The sequence below is a fragment of the Streptomyces sp. NPDC059224 genome (genome assembly GCF_042754285.1).
Classification (GTDB): domain Bacteria; phylum Actinomycetota; class Actinomycetes; order Streptomycetales; family Streptomycetaceae; genus Streptomyces.
Genome location: NZ_JBHZAN010000016.1, coordinates 87,453 through 101,936, shown reverse-complemented (window position 1 = coordinate 101,936; position 14,484 = coordinate 87,453). Strand labels below are relative to the sequence as shown.

The window sequence follows — 14,484 nt, the reverse complement described above, 5'->3', positions numbered from 1 at the left end:
CGGGCGGTGTACGTCTGTCCGACGGCACGTATACGGCGTAACGCCACGCACGGGGTCCACTCGCTCACCGCGGGCGGACCCCGTCGTGCCGTTCAGTGGTTTCATGCTGCATGCTGGGCAGTTCGCACGCCCTGCAGGATTTCCGAAGGTTACGGAGTGGCGCATGACTAGCACCTTCCCCAACATCTCCATCAGCACGGAGCGGTTGGTGCTGCGTCCCCTCGACGAGGACGACGTGCCCGCCCTGGCCGAGATGATGAACGACGAGCAGGTCGCGGCCTGGACCGACGTGCCCCAGCCGTTCACCGAGGACGCCGCCCGGCACTGGATCAGCGACTACGCCCCCGCCGAACGCACCGACGGCCGGGGCCTGGACCTCGCGGTCACCGAGTTCCTCACCCAGCGCCTGGTCGGCGTCATCCAGCTCACCAAGACCAACTGGCACATCCGGTCGACCGAGTTGTCGTACATCATCGCCCCCTGGGCCCGCGGTGAGGGCTACGCCTCCGAAGCCTCGCTCGCCACCGCCCACTGGCTCTTCGGCGACCAGAAGCTCGAACGCATCGAGATCCGCACCGCCGCGGACAACACCGCCTCCCAGCAGGTGGCCCAGAAGATCGGCGGTATCAGCGAGGGCGTGCTGCGCAACGCCTGCATAGTCCACGTGCGCGCCGACGACGGCACGTGGTCGGACGTGCGCACCGACTTCATCGTGTGGAGCCTGCTCCCGGAGGACCTGGAAGGCGCCGGCGAGGAGTTCGCCGAGAGCGGTGGCTTCACCTCCTGGAACTGACGCGGGCGGGACTCCTCCCGTCACCCGCCGGACAGCTCCACCAGGTACCCTCACGGAGCCCGCGCACGGGCCCTGGACCCTGACGACCTGCGACATCCCTGGAGACTGACGACGATGGCCGACCGGGTCACGGTGATCGGCTGGGACGGCTCGCCGCTGACCGCCGCGGGACGCGGCGCGCTGGGCGCCGCCACACTCGTCGCGGGCGCGGCGCACCATCTGGCTCTCCCCGAGGTGCCACCGGCCGCCGAGCGCGTCCGCCTCGGCAGCGTCGCCCTCGCCGCCCGCCGTATCGCGGGCCACCGCGGCACCGCGGTGGTGCTCGCCGACGGCGACCCCGGCTTCTTCGGTGTCGTACGGACCCTGCGCGCGCCCGAGTTCGGCCTGGAGGTCGAGGTCGTCCCCGCGGTGTCCTCCGTGGCCGCCGCCTTCGCCCGTGCCGGGATGCCCTGGGACGACGCCCAGGTGGTCGTCGCACACCGGCGCACCCTGCGACGCGCGGTGAACGTGTGCCGCGCCCATACCAAGGTCGCCGTCCTCACCTCGCCCGGCGCCGGACCTGCCGAACTGGGTCTGCTGATGGAGGGTGTCCACCGCACCTTCGTCATCTGCGAGGAACTCGGCACCGACCGCGAGCAGGTCAGCGTCGTCACCTCCGACAAGGCCGCCGACCACACCTGGCGCGACCCCAACGTCGTCATCGTCATCGGCGGGCCGTCCGCACCGGTGCCGGCGGGCGAGGGCGGCGGCTGGATCGCCGGCCGGGACCCGTCGGCCGGCCCGCGCGGCTGGGTGCAGCCCGACGCGGAGTACGGCGAGGGAGCCGCGCTCGGCGAAGGCGAAACGGATCTGCTGAGGGCCGCCCAACTCGCCCGGCTTGGCCCGCGGGTAGGGGACCTCGTCTGGGACATCGGCTGCGGCAGCGGCGCGTTCGCCACCGAGGCGGCGCGTGCCGGGGCCGCCGTCATCGCCGTCGACCGGGACCTGGCGGCCTGCGTCCGCAGCGACGCGGCCGGCCGCAAGTTCGGGGTCCAGTTCCAGATCGTGCACGGCGGCGCGCCCCACGTGCTGGAGAACCTGCCCGAGCCCGACGTCGTCCGGGTCGGCGGCGGGGGAGCGGCCGTGGTCACCGCGGTCGCCGACCGGCGCCCGCAGCGCATCGTCACCCACGCCGCCACCCGTGACGCGGCCGAACTCATCGGGCGCGACCTGACCGAGCACGGGTATCAGGTCGAATGCGCCCTGCTGCAGTCCGTCGAACTCGACACCAGGGCCTGGACGGAGACCGAGCGGAACGTCGCGTTCCTGCTCAGCGGGACATTGCCGCAGCGCGAAGCGTCTCGTTGAGAGGCGGTGGCCGGGCGAGGGGCGGGCCTGTCCGAGCGCGCCCCGTGATCCTGTTGTCGTACAGCGCGCGGTAGGCTGGCCGATCGCTGCACCGCACCGGTGGCCCGGACATTCGTTCGTCAATATCCGGAAAACGCGCTCCTTTTGGGGCGGGTGTGGTACTGCAGAAACCGGGGACGCGCAACGTGGCGCAGTCCACAGCGGGCTGTCGCGGATCACGCTGCCGTGACGGTCGAACGGCCGGGACAATGGCACTGAATGGCTTTGTCGCCTTTTCCGGCGGGTCGTTCGTGCCGCTGGGCACGCACGCTCGTTCTTCACTGCGGGACGGTCGGTGCGCCGCCCCGAGCGAGCTGGTCGTAGAAGGCACTAACCGATGGGCGAGGGGTACGCATGACGGACACCGGCCAGGTCCCGGGCGAGGGACTGCCGGAGAGCGCAGGCATGGTGGAACAGCCGGGCGTTCCCGAGCACGGCGCGTACACCTACCTCTCCGAGTCGCCCGCCGAGGACGAGGACCTGCTGCTCCCGGGCGCCCAGGGTGCCTGGGGCAACGAGGTGCCGCCACCGGCCCCGGAACCGGTCGTCGAGACCGTCCACGAGCCCGGCCCGCACGAGACGGACGGCCGCGACAGCGGCTCGGTCGACCTCACCGCCGTCCGGCTGCCCAGCTCGGTACCGGCGTCCCCGATCCTCTCCGTCCCGCACGACCCGACCGCGACCCCGGCCCCCCGCCGCCCGCTGCACCTCGGTCCGCCGATCCCCGACACCTCCGCCAGCCCGGTCCGCTCCCTCGCCGACCGCGGCCCGGCCGGCGCGCCGGCGACCCGGCAGCCCGGCCTGCCGACGGCCGGGCCCGAGTACCTGGACGCCCAGCCGCAGGGCGAGGCCACGCCGCAGCCCGCCGCGCCCTGGGGCGCACCGCAGACGGTCCCGCAGGCGGCGCCGGTGGCACAGGTGGCCGCACGGGCGCAGGCTGCCGAAACGGTTGTTCCGGCACCGGAGGCAGTGGCCTCCATGGCCGCCGCCGTCGCCGCTCCCGCGGCCTTCGCGCACGAGCACCTGGCGGCGGACGCCGCGGGCTTCACCGCACAGCAGCAGGCACCGGCGGGCCCCGGGACGTGGCCCGAGAACGCGTACGGCCCGCAGGGCGCGGCCCAGCCGGTCGACGGGAGCGTTCCGGCGCCCGTGGCCGAGCCGGTGGATCCGTGGGCCGCCGGGGCTGGGGCTCCGGGCGGTGCCCAGGGACCGGCTCCGGAGGCCGCGCCGGTGATCGCGGAGGCCCCGCAGGTCCCGCAGGCCGTGCACGCTCCACGGGCTCCGGAGATCCCGGAGGTTTCCCAGACGCAGGAGACCGCGCCCGCGCCCGGTGCGGCTGTCGACCCGGTGGCCGGGCCCGGGTCCGGGCCCGTCGCTCAGGCTCCGGGCCAGCTCGTGGACGCGGTACCACCGGAACCGGACGCCGCGGCCGAGCCGGCGCAGCCCGCAGTGGTCCAGCACGTGCCGCCGGTCGCGCCGGAGCCGCGGGTCCCGGAGCCTGTCGGGCCCGAGCACGCCGTGGAGACCGTCGCCTCCGAGTCCGTCCCGATGCCGGAGGCGGGCGGGGCCCACCCGGTCGCCGCCCCGGAAGCCGTCCCGGCCGAGGCCGGTCAGCCGGTGGTCACCCCCGCGGCCGCGCCGGCGCAGCCGCAGGAGGCCGCCGCCGAGGCGCCCGCCGCCGCGGCCCCCGCTGCGGTCGCCGACGCCCCGCAGCCGCCGGAGCCGTTCGCCGCCCCCGGGACGGAGCGGCCCGCGCCGGACGCCGTGACGACCGAGGCCCCCGGCGGGTTTCCCGAGGCGGCCGTCGTACCGCAGGCGGAGACCCCCGCCGCCCCCGAGCCGACTGAACCGCTGCCCGCCCAGCCGCTCGCCGGCCCCCAGATCCAGGGCACCCCGCCGAGCCCCGCGGCCCAGCCGGAGGAGACCCCGGCGGCCCAGGAGGCACTGGCCGGGGACGTTTCGCCGGAGCCCGCGCCGGACCAGTCCTTCGGTGAGTTCGTCGCCGTCGAGGGCCAGGTGCCGACCACACCGCACCTCGCCCCGACCCCGCCGCACCCGCTGGTCCTGCCCGCCCAGGACCAGGGCGAGAGCGTGCCGGAGCCCACGGCCACCGTCCCCGCGCCCCGCGAGGCCGAGCCCGGTCCGGTGGCGGAGCACCCGCTCGATGTCGTACAGCACGCGGAGGACCTGGAGACCAGGGCCGCCGACCAGGAAGAGAGCACGGCCGCCGTGGCAGAAGCACCCCAGTCCACCGGCCCGGCCGCGCCCGCCTACGACGACGCCGAGCGCGAGGCCGTGCTCAAGGTCATGCGCGAACGCCGTGACATCCGCAACGGCTTCCGCAGCGACCCCATCCCGCACGAGGTGCTGCTGCGCGTCCTGGAGGCGGCCCACACCGCGCCCTCCGTCGGCCACTCCCAGCCCTGGGACTTCGTGGTGATCCGGTCGGCCGACACCCGCCGTTCGATGCACGAACTGGCCATGCGCCAGCGCGACGCGTACGCCAAGTCCCTGCCCAAGGGCCGCGCGAAGCAGTTCAAGGAACTGAAGATCGAGGCCATCCTCGACACCCCGGTCAACATCGTGGTCACCGCGGACCCGACCCGCGGCGGCCGGCACACCCTCGGCCGGCACACCCAGCCGCAGATGGCGCCGTACTCCGCGGCCCTCGCCGTCGAGAACCTCTGGCTCGCCGCCCGCGCCGAGGGCCTCGGCGTCGGCTGGGTCAGCTTCTTCGACGAGCGCGAGATGGTCCGCGCGCTGGGCCTGCCCGAGCACCTCGAGGTCATTGCCTACCTGTGCGTGGGGTACGTCGACGAGTTCCCGGACGAGCCGGAGCTGATGCAGGCCGGCTGGTCCAAGCGGCGCCCGCTGTCCTGGGTGGTCCACGAGGAGACCTACGGCCGTCGTGCCCTGCCCGGCGAGGACCCGCACGACCTGCTCGCCGAGACCGTCGCCGGGATCCGCCCGCTGGACGCCAAGGCGCTCGGCGAGGCCTGGGAGCGGCAGAAGCGGATGACCAAGCCGGCCGGAGCGCTCGGCATGCTGGAGATCATCTCCGCCCAGCTGTCCGGTCTGTCCCGGCAGTGCCCGCCGCCGATCCCGGAGCCCGCGGCCGTCGCGATCTTCGCCGGCGACCACGGGGTGCACGCCCAGGGCGTCACCCCCTGGCCGCAGGAGGTCACCGCCCAGATGGTGGCCAACTTCCTCGGCGGCGGAGCGGTCTGCAACGCGTTCGCCTCCCAGGTGGGCGCCGAGGTGTGCGTGGTGGACGTGGGCGTCGCCTCCGAACTCCCCGCGACGCCCGGCCTGCTGCCCCGCAAGGTCCGTGCGGGCACGTCCGACATGACCACCGGCGCGGCCATGACCCGCGAGGAGGCCAAGCAGGCCATCGAGGTGGGCATCGAGACCGCCCGCGATCTGGTGGCGGCCGGCAACAAGGCCCTGCTCACGGGTGAGATGGGTATCGCCAACACCACGGCGTCCGCCGCGCTGATCTCCGTCTACACCGGGGCCGACCCCGCCGAGGTCACCGGCCGCGGCACCGGCATCAACGACGAGACCCTCGCCCGCAAGACCGAGGTCGTCCGCCGTGCCCTGGACCTCCACCAGCCGGACCCGGCCGACCCCATCGGCGTCCTCGCGGCGATCGGCGGCTTCGAACACGCGGCGATGGTGGGCCTGTTGCTGGGCGGCGCGTCCCTGCGTACGCCGGTGATCCTGGACGGCGTCAGCGCCGGCGCCGCCGCCCTGGTGGCCCGGGCGATCGCCCCCGAGGTCCTGGCCGCGTGCATCGCCGGCCACCGCAGCGCGGAGCCGGGCCATGTCGCTGCCCTCAACAAGCTGGGCCTGCGCCCCCTGGTCGACCTGGACCTGCGCCTCGGCGAGGGCACCGGCGCGCTGCTGGCACTGCCGCTGGTGCAGAGCACCGCGAGGGCCATGCACGAGGTGGCCACGTTCGACTCGGCGGGCGTGACCGAGAAGTAGGGGCCGCCGGGCACCGCGGTTCCGGGGCCCGGCCACGGGGCCGGTGGCCGCGGGACGGCCATGCCGGTTCCCTGGTGGCTGAGCGGTGGTGGTGGGGGGGGGGGGCGCGCGCGCGCGGGCGCGCCCCCACCGGCTCAGGCCGCCAGTACCTTCTCCAACGCCCCCAGCGCCGAGCGCAGTTCCTCCGCGGTGACGGTGAGCGGCGGGGCCAGCCGGATCGTCGAGCCGTGCGTGTCCTTGACGAGGACGCCCTCGCGCATCAGGCGTTCGCTGATCTCGCGCCCGGTGCCGATCGCCGGGTCCACGTCGACGCCCGCCCACAGTCCGCGGGAGCGGAACCCGACCACGCCCCGGCCGGTCAGCTCCGTCAGACCCTCCCGCAGCACCACGCCCAGCTCGGCCGCCCGGCGCTGGAACTCGCCGCCCTCCAGCAGCTCGACCACGGCCGTGCCGACCGCGGCGGCGAGCGGGTTGCCGCCGAACGTCGAGCCGTGCTCGCCCGGCCGCAGCACACTCATCACCTCGCGCCGGGCCACCACCGCCGACACCGGCACGATCCCGCCGCCCAGCGCCTTGCCGAGCAGTACGACGTCCGGGACGACGCCCTCGTGGTCGACGGCGAGGGTACGGCCGGTGCGGCCGAGGCCGGACTGGATCTCGTCGGCCACGAACAGGCAGCCCGCCCGCCGGGTCAGTTCGCGGACCCCGGCCAGATAGCCGTCGTCGGGGATCACGACCCCCGCCTCGCCCTGGATCGGCTCGATCAGCACGGCGGCCGTCGTCTCGTCGACCGCCGCCTCCAGCGCGGCCAGGTCGTTGTACGGCACGATCCGGAAGCCCGGCGTGAACGGGCCGAAGCCCGCGCGGGCGGTCTCGTCGGTGGAGAAGCTGACGATCGTCGTCGTACGGCCGTGGAAGTTGTCCGCCGCCACGACGATCGTGGCCCGGTCGGCCGGGACGCCCTTCACGTCGTAGGCCCACTTGCGGGCCACCTTGATGCCGCTCTCCACCGCCTCGGCGCCGGTGTTCATCGGCAGCACCATGTCCATGCCGGTCAGCGCGGCCAGCCGCTCCGCGAACCCGGCGAGCCGGTCGTTGTGGAAGGCCCGGGAGGTGAGGGTCAGGCGGTCCAGCTGGCGGTGGGCGGCCTCGATCAGAGCCGGGTGGCGGTGGCCGAAGTTGAGCGCCGAGTAACCGGCCAGCATGTCGAGGTAGCGGCGCCCCTCGACGTCCTCCACCCAGGCGCCCTCGGCGCGGGCGACGACCACGGGCAGCGGGTGGTAGTTGTGCGCGAGGACCGGCCCCTCGGCCTCGATCAGCTCGGCGGAGGTACGGGTGTGCGCGGGTGCGGTCATCGATGACTCTCCTCGGACCTCAGCGGATTTCCTGGGTGCAGCACTTGATGCCGCCGCCTGCCTTGTGGAACTCGGACAGGTCGACGGGGACCGGTTCGTAGCCGTGGTCGGCGAGCCGGGAGGCCAGCACCTCGGCCTGCGGCGCGATGAAGACCCGGTGGCCGTCGGAGACGGAGTTCAGCCCCCAGGCCATGGCGTCGTCGCGGGTGGCGAGGACCGCGTCCGGGTAGAGCCGGCCGAGCACCTCGCGGCTGCCGCTGGAGAAGGCCTCGGGGTAGTAGCAGACGTTCTCGTCGTCCAGGACGAACAGCGCGGTGTCCAGGTGGTAGAAGTACGGGTCCACCAGGGTCAGGCTGATCACCGGGTGGCCGAAGAACTCCTGCGCCTCGCGGTGCGCCTCCCGGGTGGTGCGAAAGCCCGTGCCGGCGAGCAGGTAGCGGCCCGTCCAGACCAGGTCGCCCTCACCCTCCACCACCGAGCCGGGACGGTACACGTCATAGCCGGCGGTCTTGAACCAGAGGTCGTAGTGGGAGGACTCGGGGCGCCGCTCGGGCGCGTGGAACAGCGAGCCGAAGACCCGGCCGCCGACGACGACCGCGGAGTTCGCGGCGAAGACCATGTCGGGCAGGCCGGGGACCGGCTCCAGGTGGTCGACCGTGTGGCCGTGGGCGCGGTAGGCGCTGATGAGCGCGGTCCACTGCTCATGGGCGAGGTCGACGTCGACCCTGGTGTCGGGGTTCATCCAGGGATTGATCGCGTACTGCACGGCGAAGTGTCTGGGTTCGCAGACGAGAAAGCGCCGGACGCGCGGCACACGGGTTTCGGCCACAGAGGTGTTCCTCCGCTTTCCTGCGGTGTCGACGAGGGGTGAAACCAAGGTAGAAAGCGTCGGATACGGTGGACAAGCAATGGATGTTGCGTGTCTGCGCAGGAATGCTGCGTCTTCGATCATACGAACGCAGCATCGGTGCGTTTACCCGGGTCCGCCCCCGGGCGCCTGGGGTGCCGCGTGGGTCGCGCCGGCCTCCGGGCTCTCCGGGAGCAGGTGCGACAGCACCATCACACTGATCGTCTTCCGGATGAACGGCTCCACCCGGATGCGTTCCAGCACCTCCTCGAAGTGGTCCACGTCCCGGGCGCGGACGTGCAGCAGGGCGTCCGCTCCGCCGGTCACCGTCATGGCCGCGGTGATCTCCGGATGGTTGCGGACCACCTCGGCGAGCCGCCGGGGCGGGGCCGCGCCCTCGCAGTACACCTCGACGTACGCCTCCGTCCGCCAGCCGAGGGCCGAAGGGGTGACGGTGGCCGTGAACCCGGTGATCACACCGGTCTCGCGCAGCCGGTCGACCCGACGCTTCACGGCCGTCGCGGACAGTCCGACGGCCGCGCCGATCTCGGCGAAACTGGTCCGCGCGTTCGCCATCAGCGCGGTGGTGATCTTCCGGTCGAGATCGTCGAAGGGGGCGGTGCCGCTGTTCATGTCCGCACTGTATCCACGGCACGGAGCACTTCAGGAGCGCCACCTCCGGTGGTCCCCGGGACGCGGACGGCCACGTCCGGTACATGTCCAGCGCCCCGGTCCGCCGCCTACACTCCGTTCATGCTGCGCGCCCTCGCCGTCGACGACGAACGCCCCTCGCTGGAGGAGCTCCTCTATCTGCTGAACGCCGATCCGCGCATCGGCAGCGTCGAGGGCGCCGGGGACGCCACCGAGGCGCTGCGCCGCATCACCCGCGCCCTGGAGTCCGGGCCCCACGGCCCCGAGGCCGTCGACGTCGTCTTCCTGGACGTGCAGATGCCCGGCCTGGACGGCCTGGAGATGGCCAGGCTGCTCACCGGTTTCGCCCGGCCCCCGCTGGTCGTGTTCGTCACCGCCCACGAGGACTTCGCGGTGCGGGCCTTCGACCTCAAGGCGGTCGACTACGTCCTGAAGCCCGTGCGGAAGGAACGCCTGGCGGAGGCGGTACGCCGGGTCGCCGAACTGCGCGGAGCCGCACCGCACATACCCGTGCACGAACCCGACCCGGACCAGCTGCCGGTCGAACTCGGCGGTGTCACACGGTTCGTGGCAGTCGACGACATCACCCACGTCGAGGCCCAGGGCGACTACGCCCGCCTGCACACCGAACGCGGCAGCCACCTGGTGCGCATCCCGCTCTCCACCCTGGAGGACCGCTGGCGCTCCCGCGGCTTCGTCCGCATCCACCGCCGTCACCTGGTCGCCCTGCGCCACATCGGCGAACTCCGCCTGGACGCGGGCACGGTGAGCGTGCTGGTCGGCGGCGAGGAACTCCAGGTCAGCCGCCGCCACGCCCGCGAGCTGCGGGACCTGCTGATGAGGAGGGTCTGACGGTGCCCACCGACCCCGCCGAGCGCCGGGTCACCGTCACCGGCCCGCCCCGCCGCAGCCGCCGGGCCCGCCGTGGCTCCGACTACTGTCGCGCGCGCACCGAGATCGACGAACAGACCACCCTCGGCCACACCTACGTCCGCTCCCTCATGCGCTCCCAACTGCGCGTCGCCGTGGTCGTGTTCACGGTCCTCGTGCTGCTCGTCGGCCCGCTTCCGCTGGTCTTCGCCGCCGCGCCGCAGACCCGCCGCCTGGAGTGGCTGGTGCTCGGCTTCTGCCTGTACGCCCCGCTGATCCTGCTGGCCCGCTGGTACGTGCGCCGCGCCGAACGCAACGAGGAGGACTTCGTCCGCCTCGTCGAGGACCGATGAACTCCCGTCCCGAAGAGGCCGGATGAACTCCGGTTACGCCGTCCCGGCCGTCGCCCTCGTGGTCGTCGCGACCGTCCTGGTCGGCGCCTTCGGCCTGCGCATATCCCGGACCACATCCGACTTCTACGTCGCCTCCCGCACCGTCGGCCCCCGCCTCAACGCGGCCGCGATCAGCGGCGAGTACCTCTCCGCGGCTTCCTTCCTGGGCATCGCCGGACTCGTCCTGGTACAGGGCCCGGACATGCTCTGGTACCCGGTCGGCTACACCGCCGGCTATCTGGTCCTGCTGCTCTTCGTCGCCGCCCCGCTGCGCCGCTCCGGCGCCTACACCCTCCCGGACTTCGCCGAGGCCCGGCTCGCCTCGCAGCCGGTACGACGGCTGGCCGGGGCGTTCGTCGTCGGCGTCGGCTGGCTCTATCTGCTGCCCCAACTCCAGGGCGCCGGACTGACGCTGACGGTACTCACCGGCGCCCCGGACGCGCTGGGCGGGCTGATCGTCGCCGTGGTCGTGGTGGCCACCGTCGCCGCCGGCGGCATGCGCAGCATCACCTTCGTGCAGGCCTTCCAATACTGGCTGAAACTCACCGCCCTGCTGGTCCCCGCGCTCTTCCTCGTCCTCGCCTGGCAGGGCGACGGCGCCCCCACGCACGCCTTCGACGAACCGGCCGCCTTCCGCGACCAGCGCACCGTCGCCGTCCAGGACACGCTCGACCTGAAGCTCGACGGCCCCCTCACGGTCACCGTGACGGGCAAGGTCGACGGCCGCCCGCACCGGGACGCGAGGGTCACCCTCCCCGAGGGCACCCACCACATCACCGCCGGCACCCGCCTGACCTTCGCCAAGGGCACCCGGGTGCCCGCCACCGACCGCGGCACCAACGGAGGCATGTCCACCTCGCTCGCCGAGAGCCGCGAGGAGCGCCCGCTGTACGCCACGTACGGGCTGATCCTCGCCACCTTCCTCGGCACCATGGGGCTGCCGCACGTCGTCGTCCGCTTCTACACCAGCCCGCACGGCGTCGCCGCCCGCCGCACCACGGTCGCCGTGCTCGCCCTGATCGGCCTCTTCTACCTGCTGCCGCCCGTGTACGGCGCCCTCGGCCGGCTCTACACCCCCGAGCTCACCCTCAACGGCAACGCGGACGCGGCCGTCCTGCTGCTGCCCGACCGGATCATCGGCGGCCTCGGCGGGGACCTCCTCGGCGCCCTGGTCGCCGGCGGCGCCTTCGCCGCGTTCCTGTCCACCGCCTCCGGACTGACCATGGCGGTCGCCGGCGTCCTCACCCAGGACGTCCTCCCGGCGCGCGGCGTACGGCACTTCCGGCTCGGGACCGTGCTGGCCATGGCCGTACCGCTCGCGGCCAGCGTGATCGTCGGCGGGCTGCCGGCCGCGGACGCCGTGGGGCTCGCCTTCGCGGTGTCCGCCTCCTCCTTCTGCCCGCTGCTGGTCCTCGGCATCTGGTGGCGGCGGCTGACCCCGCCCGGCGCGGCCGCCGGGATGCTGGTGGGGGGCGGCTCGGCGTTCTGCGCGGTGGCCGCGACCATGGCGGACTTCCCGGGCGCCGGGAACCTGCACGCCCTGCTCGCCTGGCCCGCCCTCTGGTCGGTGCCGCTGGGCTTCCTCACCATGATCCTGGTCTCCCTGGCGACGCCGGGCCGCGTCCCGGCGGGCACGGCCGCGATCCTGGCCCGCTTCCACCTCCCCGAGGAACTGCGCGCGGAGGTGAAGGCGTGACCGGGTTCCTGGCCGGCCTCCTGGTGGCCGTCCTCCCGCTGCTGGCCGCCGGCTTCTGGCTGGGCCGGCGCACCGCACGCCCCGAGAGCCTCGGCGGCCTCGGCACCCCCGTCGAACACGCCACCTTCGAGACCCTGCACACCGCCTCCCTCGCCGCGCCCCCGCTGCGCGCTGGCCTGACCGAGGAGACCGCCCGCCGTTCGGCCCGCCGGCTGCGCACCCTGCTCGGCACCGACGCCCTCTGCCTCACCGACCACGAGAACCTGCTGGTCTGGGACGGGGTCGGCGGCCACCACCGCACCGAGATCATGGAGCGTCTCGCCGGACCGCTGGAGTCCGGCCGCGGCGAGGCCTTCCGCCTGCACTGCGAGCAGCCCGACTGCCCGGTCCGGTGGGCGGTGGTCGCGCCCCTCACCGTCGACGACCGCGTCCACGGCACCCTGGTCGCCTGCGCCCCGCGCGAGTCAGCCGTGCTGGTCCGCGCGGCCGGCGAGGTCGCCCGCTGGGTCAGCGTGCAGCTGGAACTGGCCGACCTGGACCGCTCCCGCACCCGGCTCATCGAGGCGGAGATCCGCGCCCTGCGCGCCCAGATATCCCCGCACTTCATCTTCAACTCACTCGCGGTGATCGCCTCGTTCGTGCGCACCGACCCCGAGCGGGCCCGTGAGCTCCTCCTGGAGTTCGCCGACTTCACCCGCTACTCGTTCCGCAGGCACGGCGACTTCACCACCCTCGCCGACGAACTGCACGCCATCGACCACTACCTGGCGCTGGTCCGGGCCCGCTTCGGCGACCGCCTCACCGTCACCCTCCAGATCGCCCCCGAGGTGCTGCCGGTGACCCTTCCCTTCCTCTGCCTGCAGCCCCTCGTCGAGAACGCCGTCAAGCACGGCCTGGAGGGCAAGACCGGCACCTGTCACATCCAGATCACGGCCCAGGACGAGGGCGCCGAGGCCCTGGTCGTCATCGAGGACGACGGCAGCGGCATGGACCCGGGACTGCTGCGCCGCATCCTCGCGGGCGAGACCAGCCCGTCCGGCGGCATCGGCCTGTCCAACGTCGACGACCGGCTCCGCCAGGTGTACGGCGACGACCACGGCCTCGTCATCGAGACCGCCCCCGGCGCCGGCATGAGGATCACCGCCCGGCTGCCCAAGTACCAGCCCGGCGTGCACCCGGCGGCGCGCCTCACCCCCGAGTGACCGCTCGGCCCGTCAGCCGCTCTGGGTGACCACCATCGCGAGCGTCAGCAGCCCGAGCACCACCCACCCGAACCAGAGCCAGCCGTTGCTGCCGAGCGCCACCGTGTAGGCCGTGACGACCACCAGCCCGCTCACGGTCAGGACCCCCATCGCCTTGGTGGAACCGTTCGAGCCGTTCGCAGAACCGGGCATCGCGACACCCTCCTCGTGGTCCGACTCCCTCCATGGTGCCCCGGTTCCGCTCCGGGCGGGACGGGGCGGCTGAGAACAGTGCGCGCGGCGGCTCAGGTCTTGCGCGTGTTGAGCGAGGCCAGATACGCGTTGTAGGCCTCCAGCTCCTTGTCGCCGTCCCGGTCCGCGGCGCGGTCGGTGCGCCGTGCCTGCCGCTGCTCGGAGCCGTACCACTGGAACAGCAGGGCGATCAGCACCAGCACGGAGGGGACCTCGCTGAAGGCCCAGGCGATACCGCCGGCCGCGGTCTGGTCGGAGAGCGCGTCGATACCGAGCGAGGCGGGCGGGTTCTTGAAGGTCTCGACCATCGGCTCCGACGCCATCATCAGCGCGATACCGAAGAAGGCGTGGAACGGCATGCCCGCGAAGAGTTCCAGCATCCGCATCAGATATCCCGGCCGGTGCGGTCCCGGGTCGACGCCGATGATCGGCCAGAAGAAGACGACGCCGACGGCCAGGAAGTGCACCATCATCGCGACGTGCCCGGCCTTCGACCCCATCAGGAAGTCGAACAGCGGGGTGAAGTAGAGCGCGTAGAGGCTCGCGATGAACAGCGGGATCGTGAAGGCGGGATGGGTGATGATCCGCATGTACCGGCTGTGCAGCAGGGCCAGCAGCAGCTCACGCGGTCCCTTCCGCCCCTTCCCGGCGACGGGCAGCGCGCGCAGCGCCAGGGTCACCGGCGCGCCCAGCAGGATCAGGATGGGCGAGAGCATGCTGATGACCATGTGCTGCACCATGTGCACGCTGAACATGACCATCCCGTAGTCGTTCAGCCCGGTGCACATCACCAGCATGATGGTGAGCACGCCGACGACGAACGACACCGTACGACCGGCGGACCACGCGTCCCCGCGCCGCCGCAGCCGCACCACACCCCACCCGTACAGGGCGAGCCCCGCGACACAGGCCACGAGGAAGAAGGGATCCGCCGACCACTCCAGCCCCCGCCCCAGCGTGAACGGCGGCAAGTCCATGGTCATGCCGTGCCCGCTGTGATCCATCCGGCGGCTCCTGATTCGTGGGGGGTTGTACGTTTCTGCCGCCCCAAGACTAGAACCGGCCGCGGGCACC

12 protein-coding genes are annotated in these 14,484 nt (G+C 73.2%); 7 read left to right on the top strand and 5 right to left on the bottom strand.

Annotated features, from left to right (window positions below):
• Positions 1 to 163 precede the first annotated feature (163 nt).
• The 3 genes from ACFXI4_RS19165 (at position 164) to cobT (ending at position 6,166) form a co-directional block, all read left to right on the top strand.
• Positions 164 to 793, top strand: coding sequence for a GNAT family N-acetyltransferase (locus ACFXI4_RS19165; protein ID WP_384992174.1), 630 nt, complete (start codon positions 164 to 166; stop codon positions 791 to 793).
• Between the two features lie 114 nt (positions 794 to 907).
• Positions 908 to 2,140 carry a precorrin-6y C5,15-methyltransferase (decarboxylating) subunit CbiE gene (cbiE, locus tag ACFXI4_RS19160; protein ID WP_384992171.1) on the top strand — a complete coding sequence of 411 codons (1,233 nt, stop codon included), beginning with the start codon at positions 908 to 910 and terminating at the stop codon, positions 2,138 to 2,140.
• A 393-nt stretch (positions 2,141 to 2,533) separates the two neighbouring features.
• Positions 2,534 to 6,166, top strand: a complete 3,633-nt coding sequence (gene cobT / locus ACFXI4_RS19155) for a nicotinate-nucleotide--dimethylbenzimidazole phosphoribosyltransferase (protein WP_384992169.1) — start codon at positions 2,534 to 2,536, stop codon at positions 6,164 to 6,166.
• 134 nt (positions 6,167 to 6,300) lie between these two features.
• Here the strand turns inward: cobT and rocD are convergent, their stop codons facing one another.
• The 3 genes from rocD to ACFXI4_RS19140 all read right to left on the bottom strand — a co-directional run bounded on the left by rocD (position 6,301) and on the right by ACFXI4_RS19140 (position 9,001).
• Positions 6,301 to 7,521 carry an ornithine--oxo-acid transaminase gene (gene rocD / locus ACFXI4_RS19150; RefSeq protein WP_384992166.1) on the bottom strand — a complete coding sequence of 407 codons (1,221 nt, stop codon included), beginning with the start codon at positions 7,519 to 7,521 and terminating at the stop codon, positions 6,301 to 6,303.
• Positions 7,522 to 7,540: 19 nt separating this feature from the next.
• Positions 7,541 to 8,350 carry a dimethylargininase gene (ddaH, locus tag ACFXI4_RS19145; protein WP_384992163.1) on the bottom strand — a complete coding sequence of 270 codons (810 nt, stop codon included), beginning with the start codon at positions 8,348 to 8,350 and terminating at the stop codon, positions 7,541 to 7,543.
• A 144-nt stretch (positions 8,351 to 8,494) separates the two neighbouring features.
• Entirely contained in the window at positions 8,495 to 9,001 is a 507-nt protein-coding gene (locus ACFXI4_RS19140) for an Lrp/AsnC family transcriptional regulator (RefSeq protein ID WP_351933319.1), read from the bottom strand.
• Positions 9,002 to 9,121: 120 nt separating this feature from the next.
• Here ACFXI4_RS19140 and ACFXI4_RS19135 point away from each other — a divergent pair, with 120 nt between their 5' ends.
• From ACFXI4_RS19135 to ACFXI4_RS19120, 4 genes are read left to right on the top strand one after another with little or no spacing between them, the layout of a single operon-like run.
• Positions 9,122 to 9,871, top strand: a complete 750-nt coding sequence (locus tag ACFXI4_RS19135; RefSeq protein WP_362726099.1) for a LytTR family DNA-binding domain-containing protein — start codon at positions 9,122 to 9,124, stop codon at positions 9,869 to 9,871.
• 2 nt (positions 9,872 to 9,873) lie between these two features.
• Positions 9,874 to 10,242, top strand: coding sequence for a hypothetical protein (locus ACFXI4_RS19130; RefSeq protein ID WP_362726096.1), 369 nt, complete (start codon positions 9,874 to 9,876; stop codon positions 10,240 to 10,242).
• A 22-nt stretch (positions 10,243 to 10,264) separates the two neighbouring features.
• Complete coding sequence (locus ACFXI4_RS19125; RefSeq protein ID WP_384992159.1) at positions 10,265 to 11,977, top strand: cation acetate symporter; 1,713 nt, start codon at positions 10,265 to 10,267, stop codon at positions 11,975 to 11,977.
• On the top strand, positions 11,974 to 13,179 hold the full coding sequence (locus ACFXI4_RS19120; protein WP_384992156.1) for a sensor histidine kinase: 1,206 nt from the start codon (positions 11,974 to 11,976) through the stop codon (positions 13,177 to 13,179). Before ACFXI4_RS19125 ends, ACFXI4_RS19120 begins: the two co-directional genes overlap by 4 nt.
• Before the next feature lie 12 nt (positions 13,180 to 13,191).
• On the opposite strand, the gene ACFXI4_RS19115 is transcribed toward ACFXI4_RS19120, so the two are convergent.
• Both ACFXI4_RS19115 and ACFXI4_RS19110 read right to left on the bottom strand, forming a co-directional pair.
• A complete protein-coding gene (locus ACFXI4_RS19115; RefSeq protein WP_362715958.1) occupies positions 13,192 to 13,371 on the bottom strand; it encodes a hypothetical protein in 180 nt (59 codons plus the stop codon).
• 92 nt (positions 13,372 to 13,463) lie between these two features.
• Entirely contained in the window at positions 13,464 to 14,414 is a 951-nt protein-coding gene (locus ACFXI4_RS19110) for a cytochrome c oxidase assembly protein (RefSeq protein WP_384992153.1), read from the bottom strand.
• Positions 14,415 to 14,484 lie beyond the last annotated feature (70 nt).

Coding starts and splice junctions, on each gene's coding strand:
- ACFXI4_RS19165 (WP_384992174.1), top strand. CDS start 164: ATGACTAGCACCTTCCCCAACATCTCCATCAGCACGGAGCGGTTGGTG.
- cbiE (WP_384992171.1), top strand. CDS start 908: ATGGCCGACCGGGTCACGGTGATCGGCTGGGACGGCTCGCCGCTGACC.
- cobT (WP_384992169.1), top strand. CDS start 2,534: ATGACGGACACCGGCCAGGTCCCGGGCGAGGGACTGCCGGAGAGCGCA.
- rocD (WP_384992166.1), bottom strand. CDS start 7,521: ATGACCGCACCCGCGCACACCCGTACCTCCGCCGAGCTGATCGAGGCC.
- ACFXI4_RS19140 (WP_351933319.1), bottom strand. CDS start 9,001: ATGAACAGCGGCACCGCCCCCTTCGACGATCTCGACCGGAAGATCACC.
- ACFXI4_RS19135 (WP_362726099.1), top strand. CDS start 9,122: ATGCTGCGCGCCCTCGCCGTCGACGACGAACGCCCCTCGCTGGAGGAG.
- ACFXI4_RS19125 (WP_384992159.1), top strand. CDS start 10,265: ATGAACTCCGGTTACGCCGTCCCGGCCGTCGCCCTCGTGGTCGTCGCG.
- ACFXI4_RS19115 (WP_362715958.1), bottom strand. CDS start 13,371: ATGCCCGGTTCTGCGAACGGCTCGAACGGTTCCACCAAGGCGATGGGG.
- ACFXI4_RS19110 (WP_384992153.1), bottom strand. CDS start 14,414: ATGGATCACAGCGGGCACGGCATGACCATGGACTTGCCGCCGTTCACG.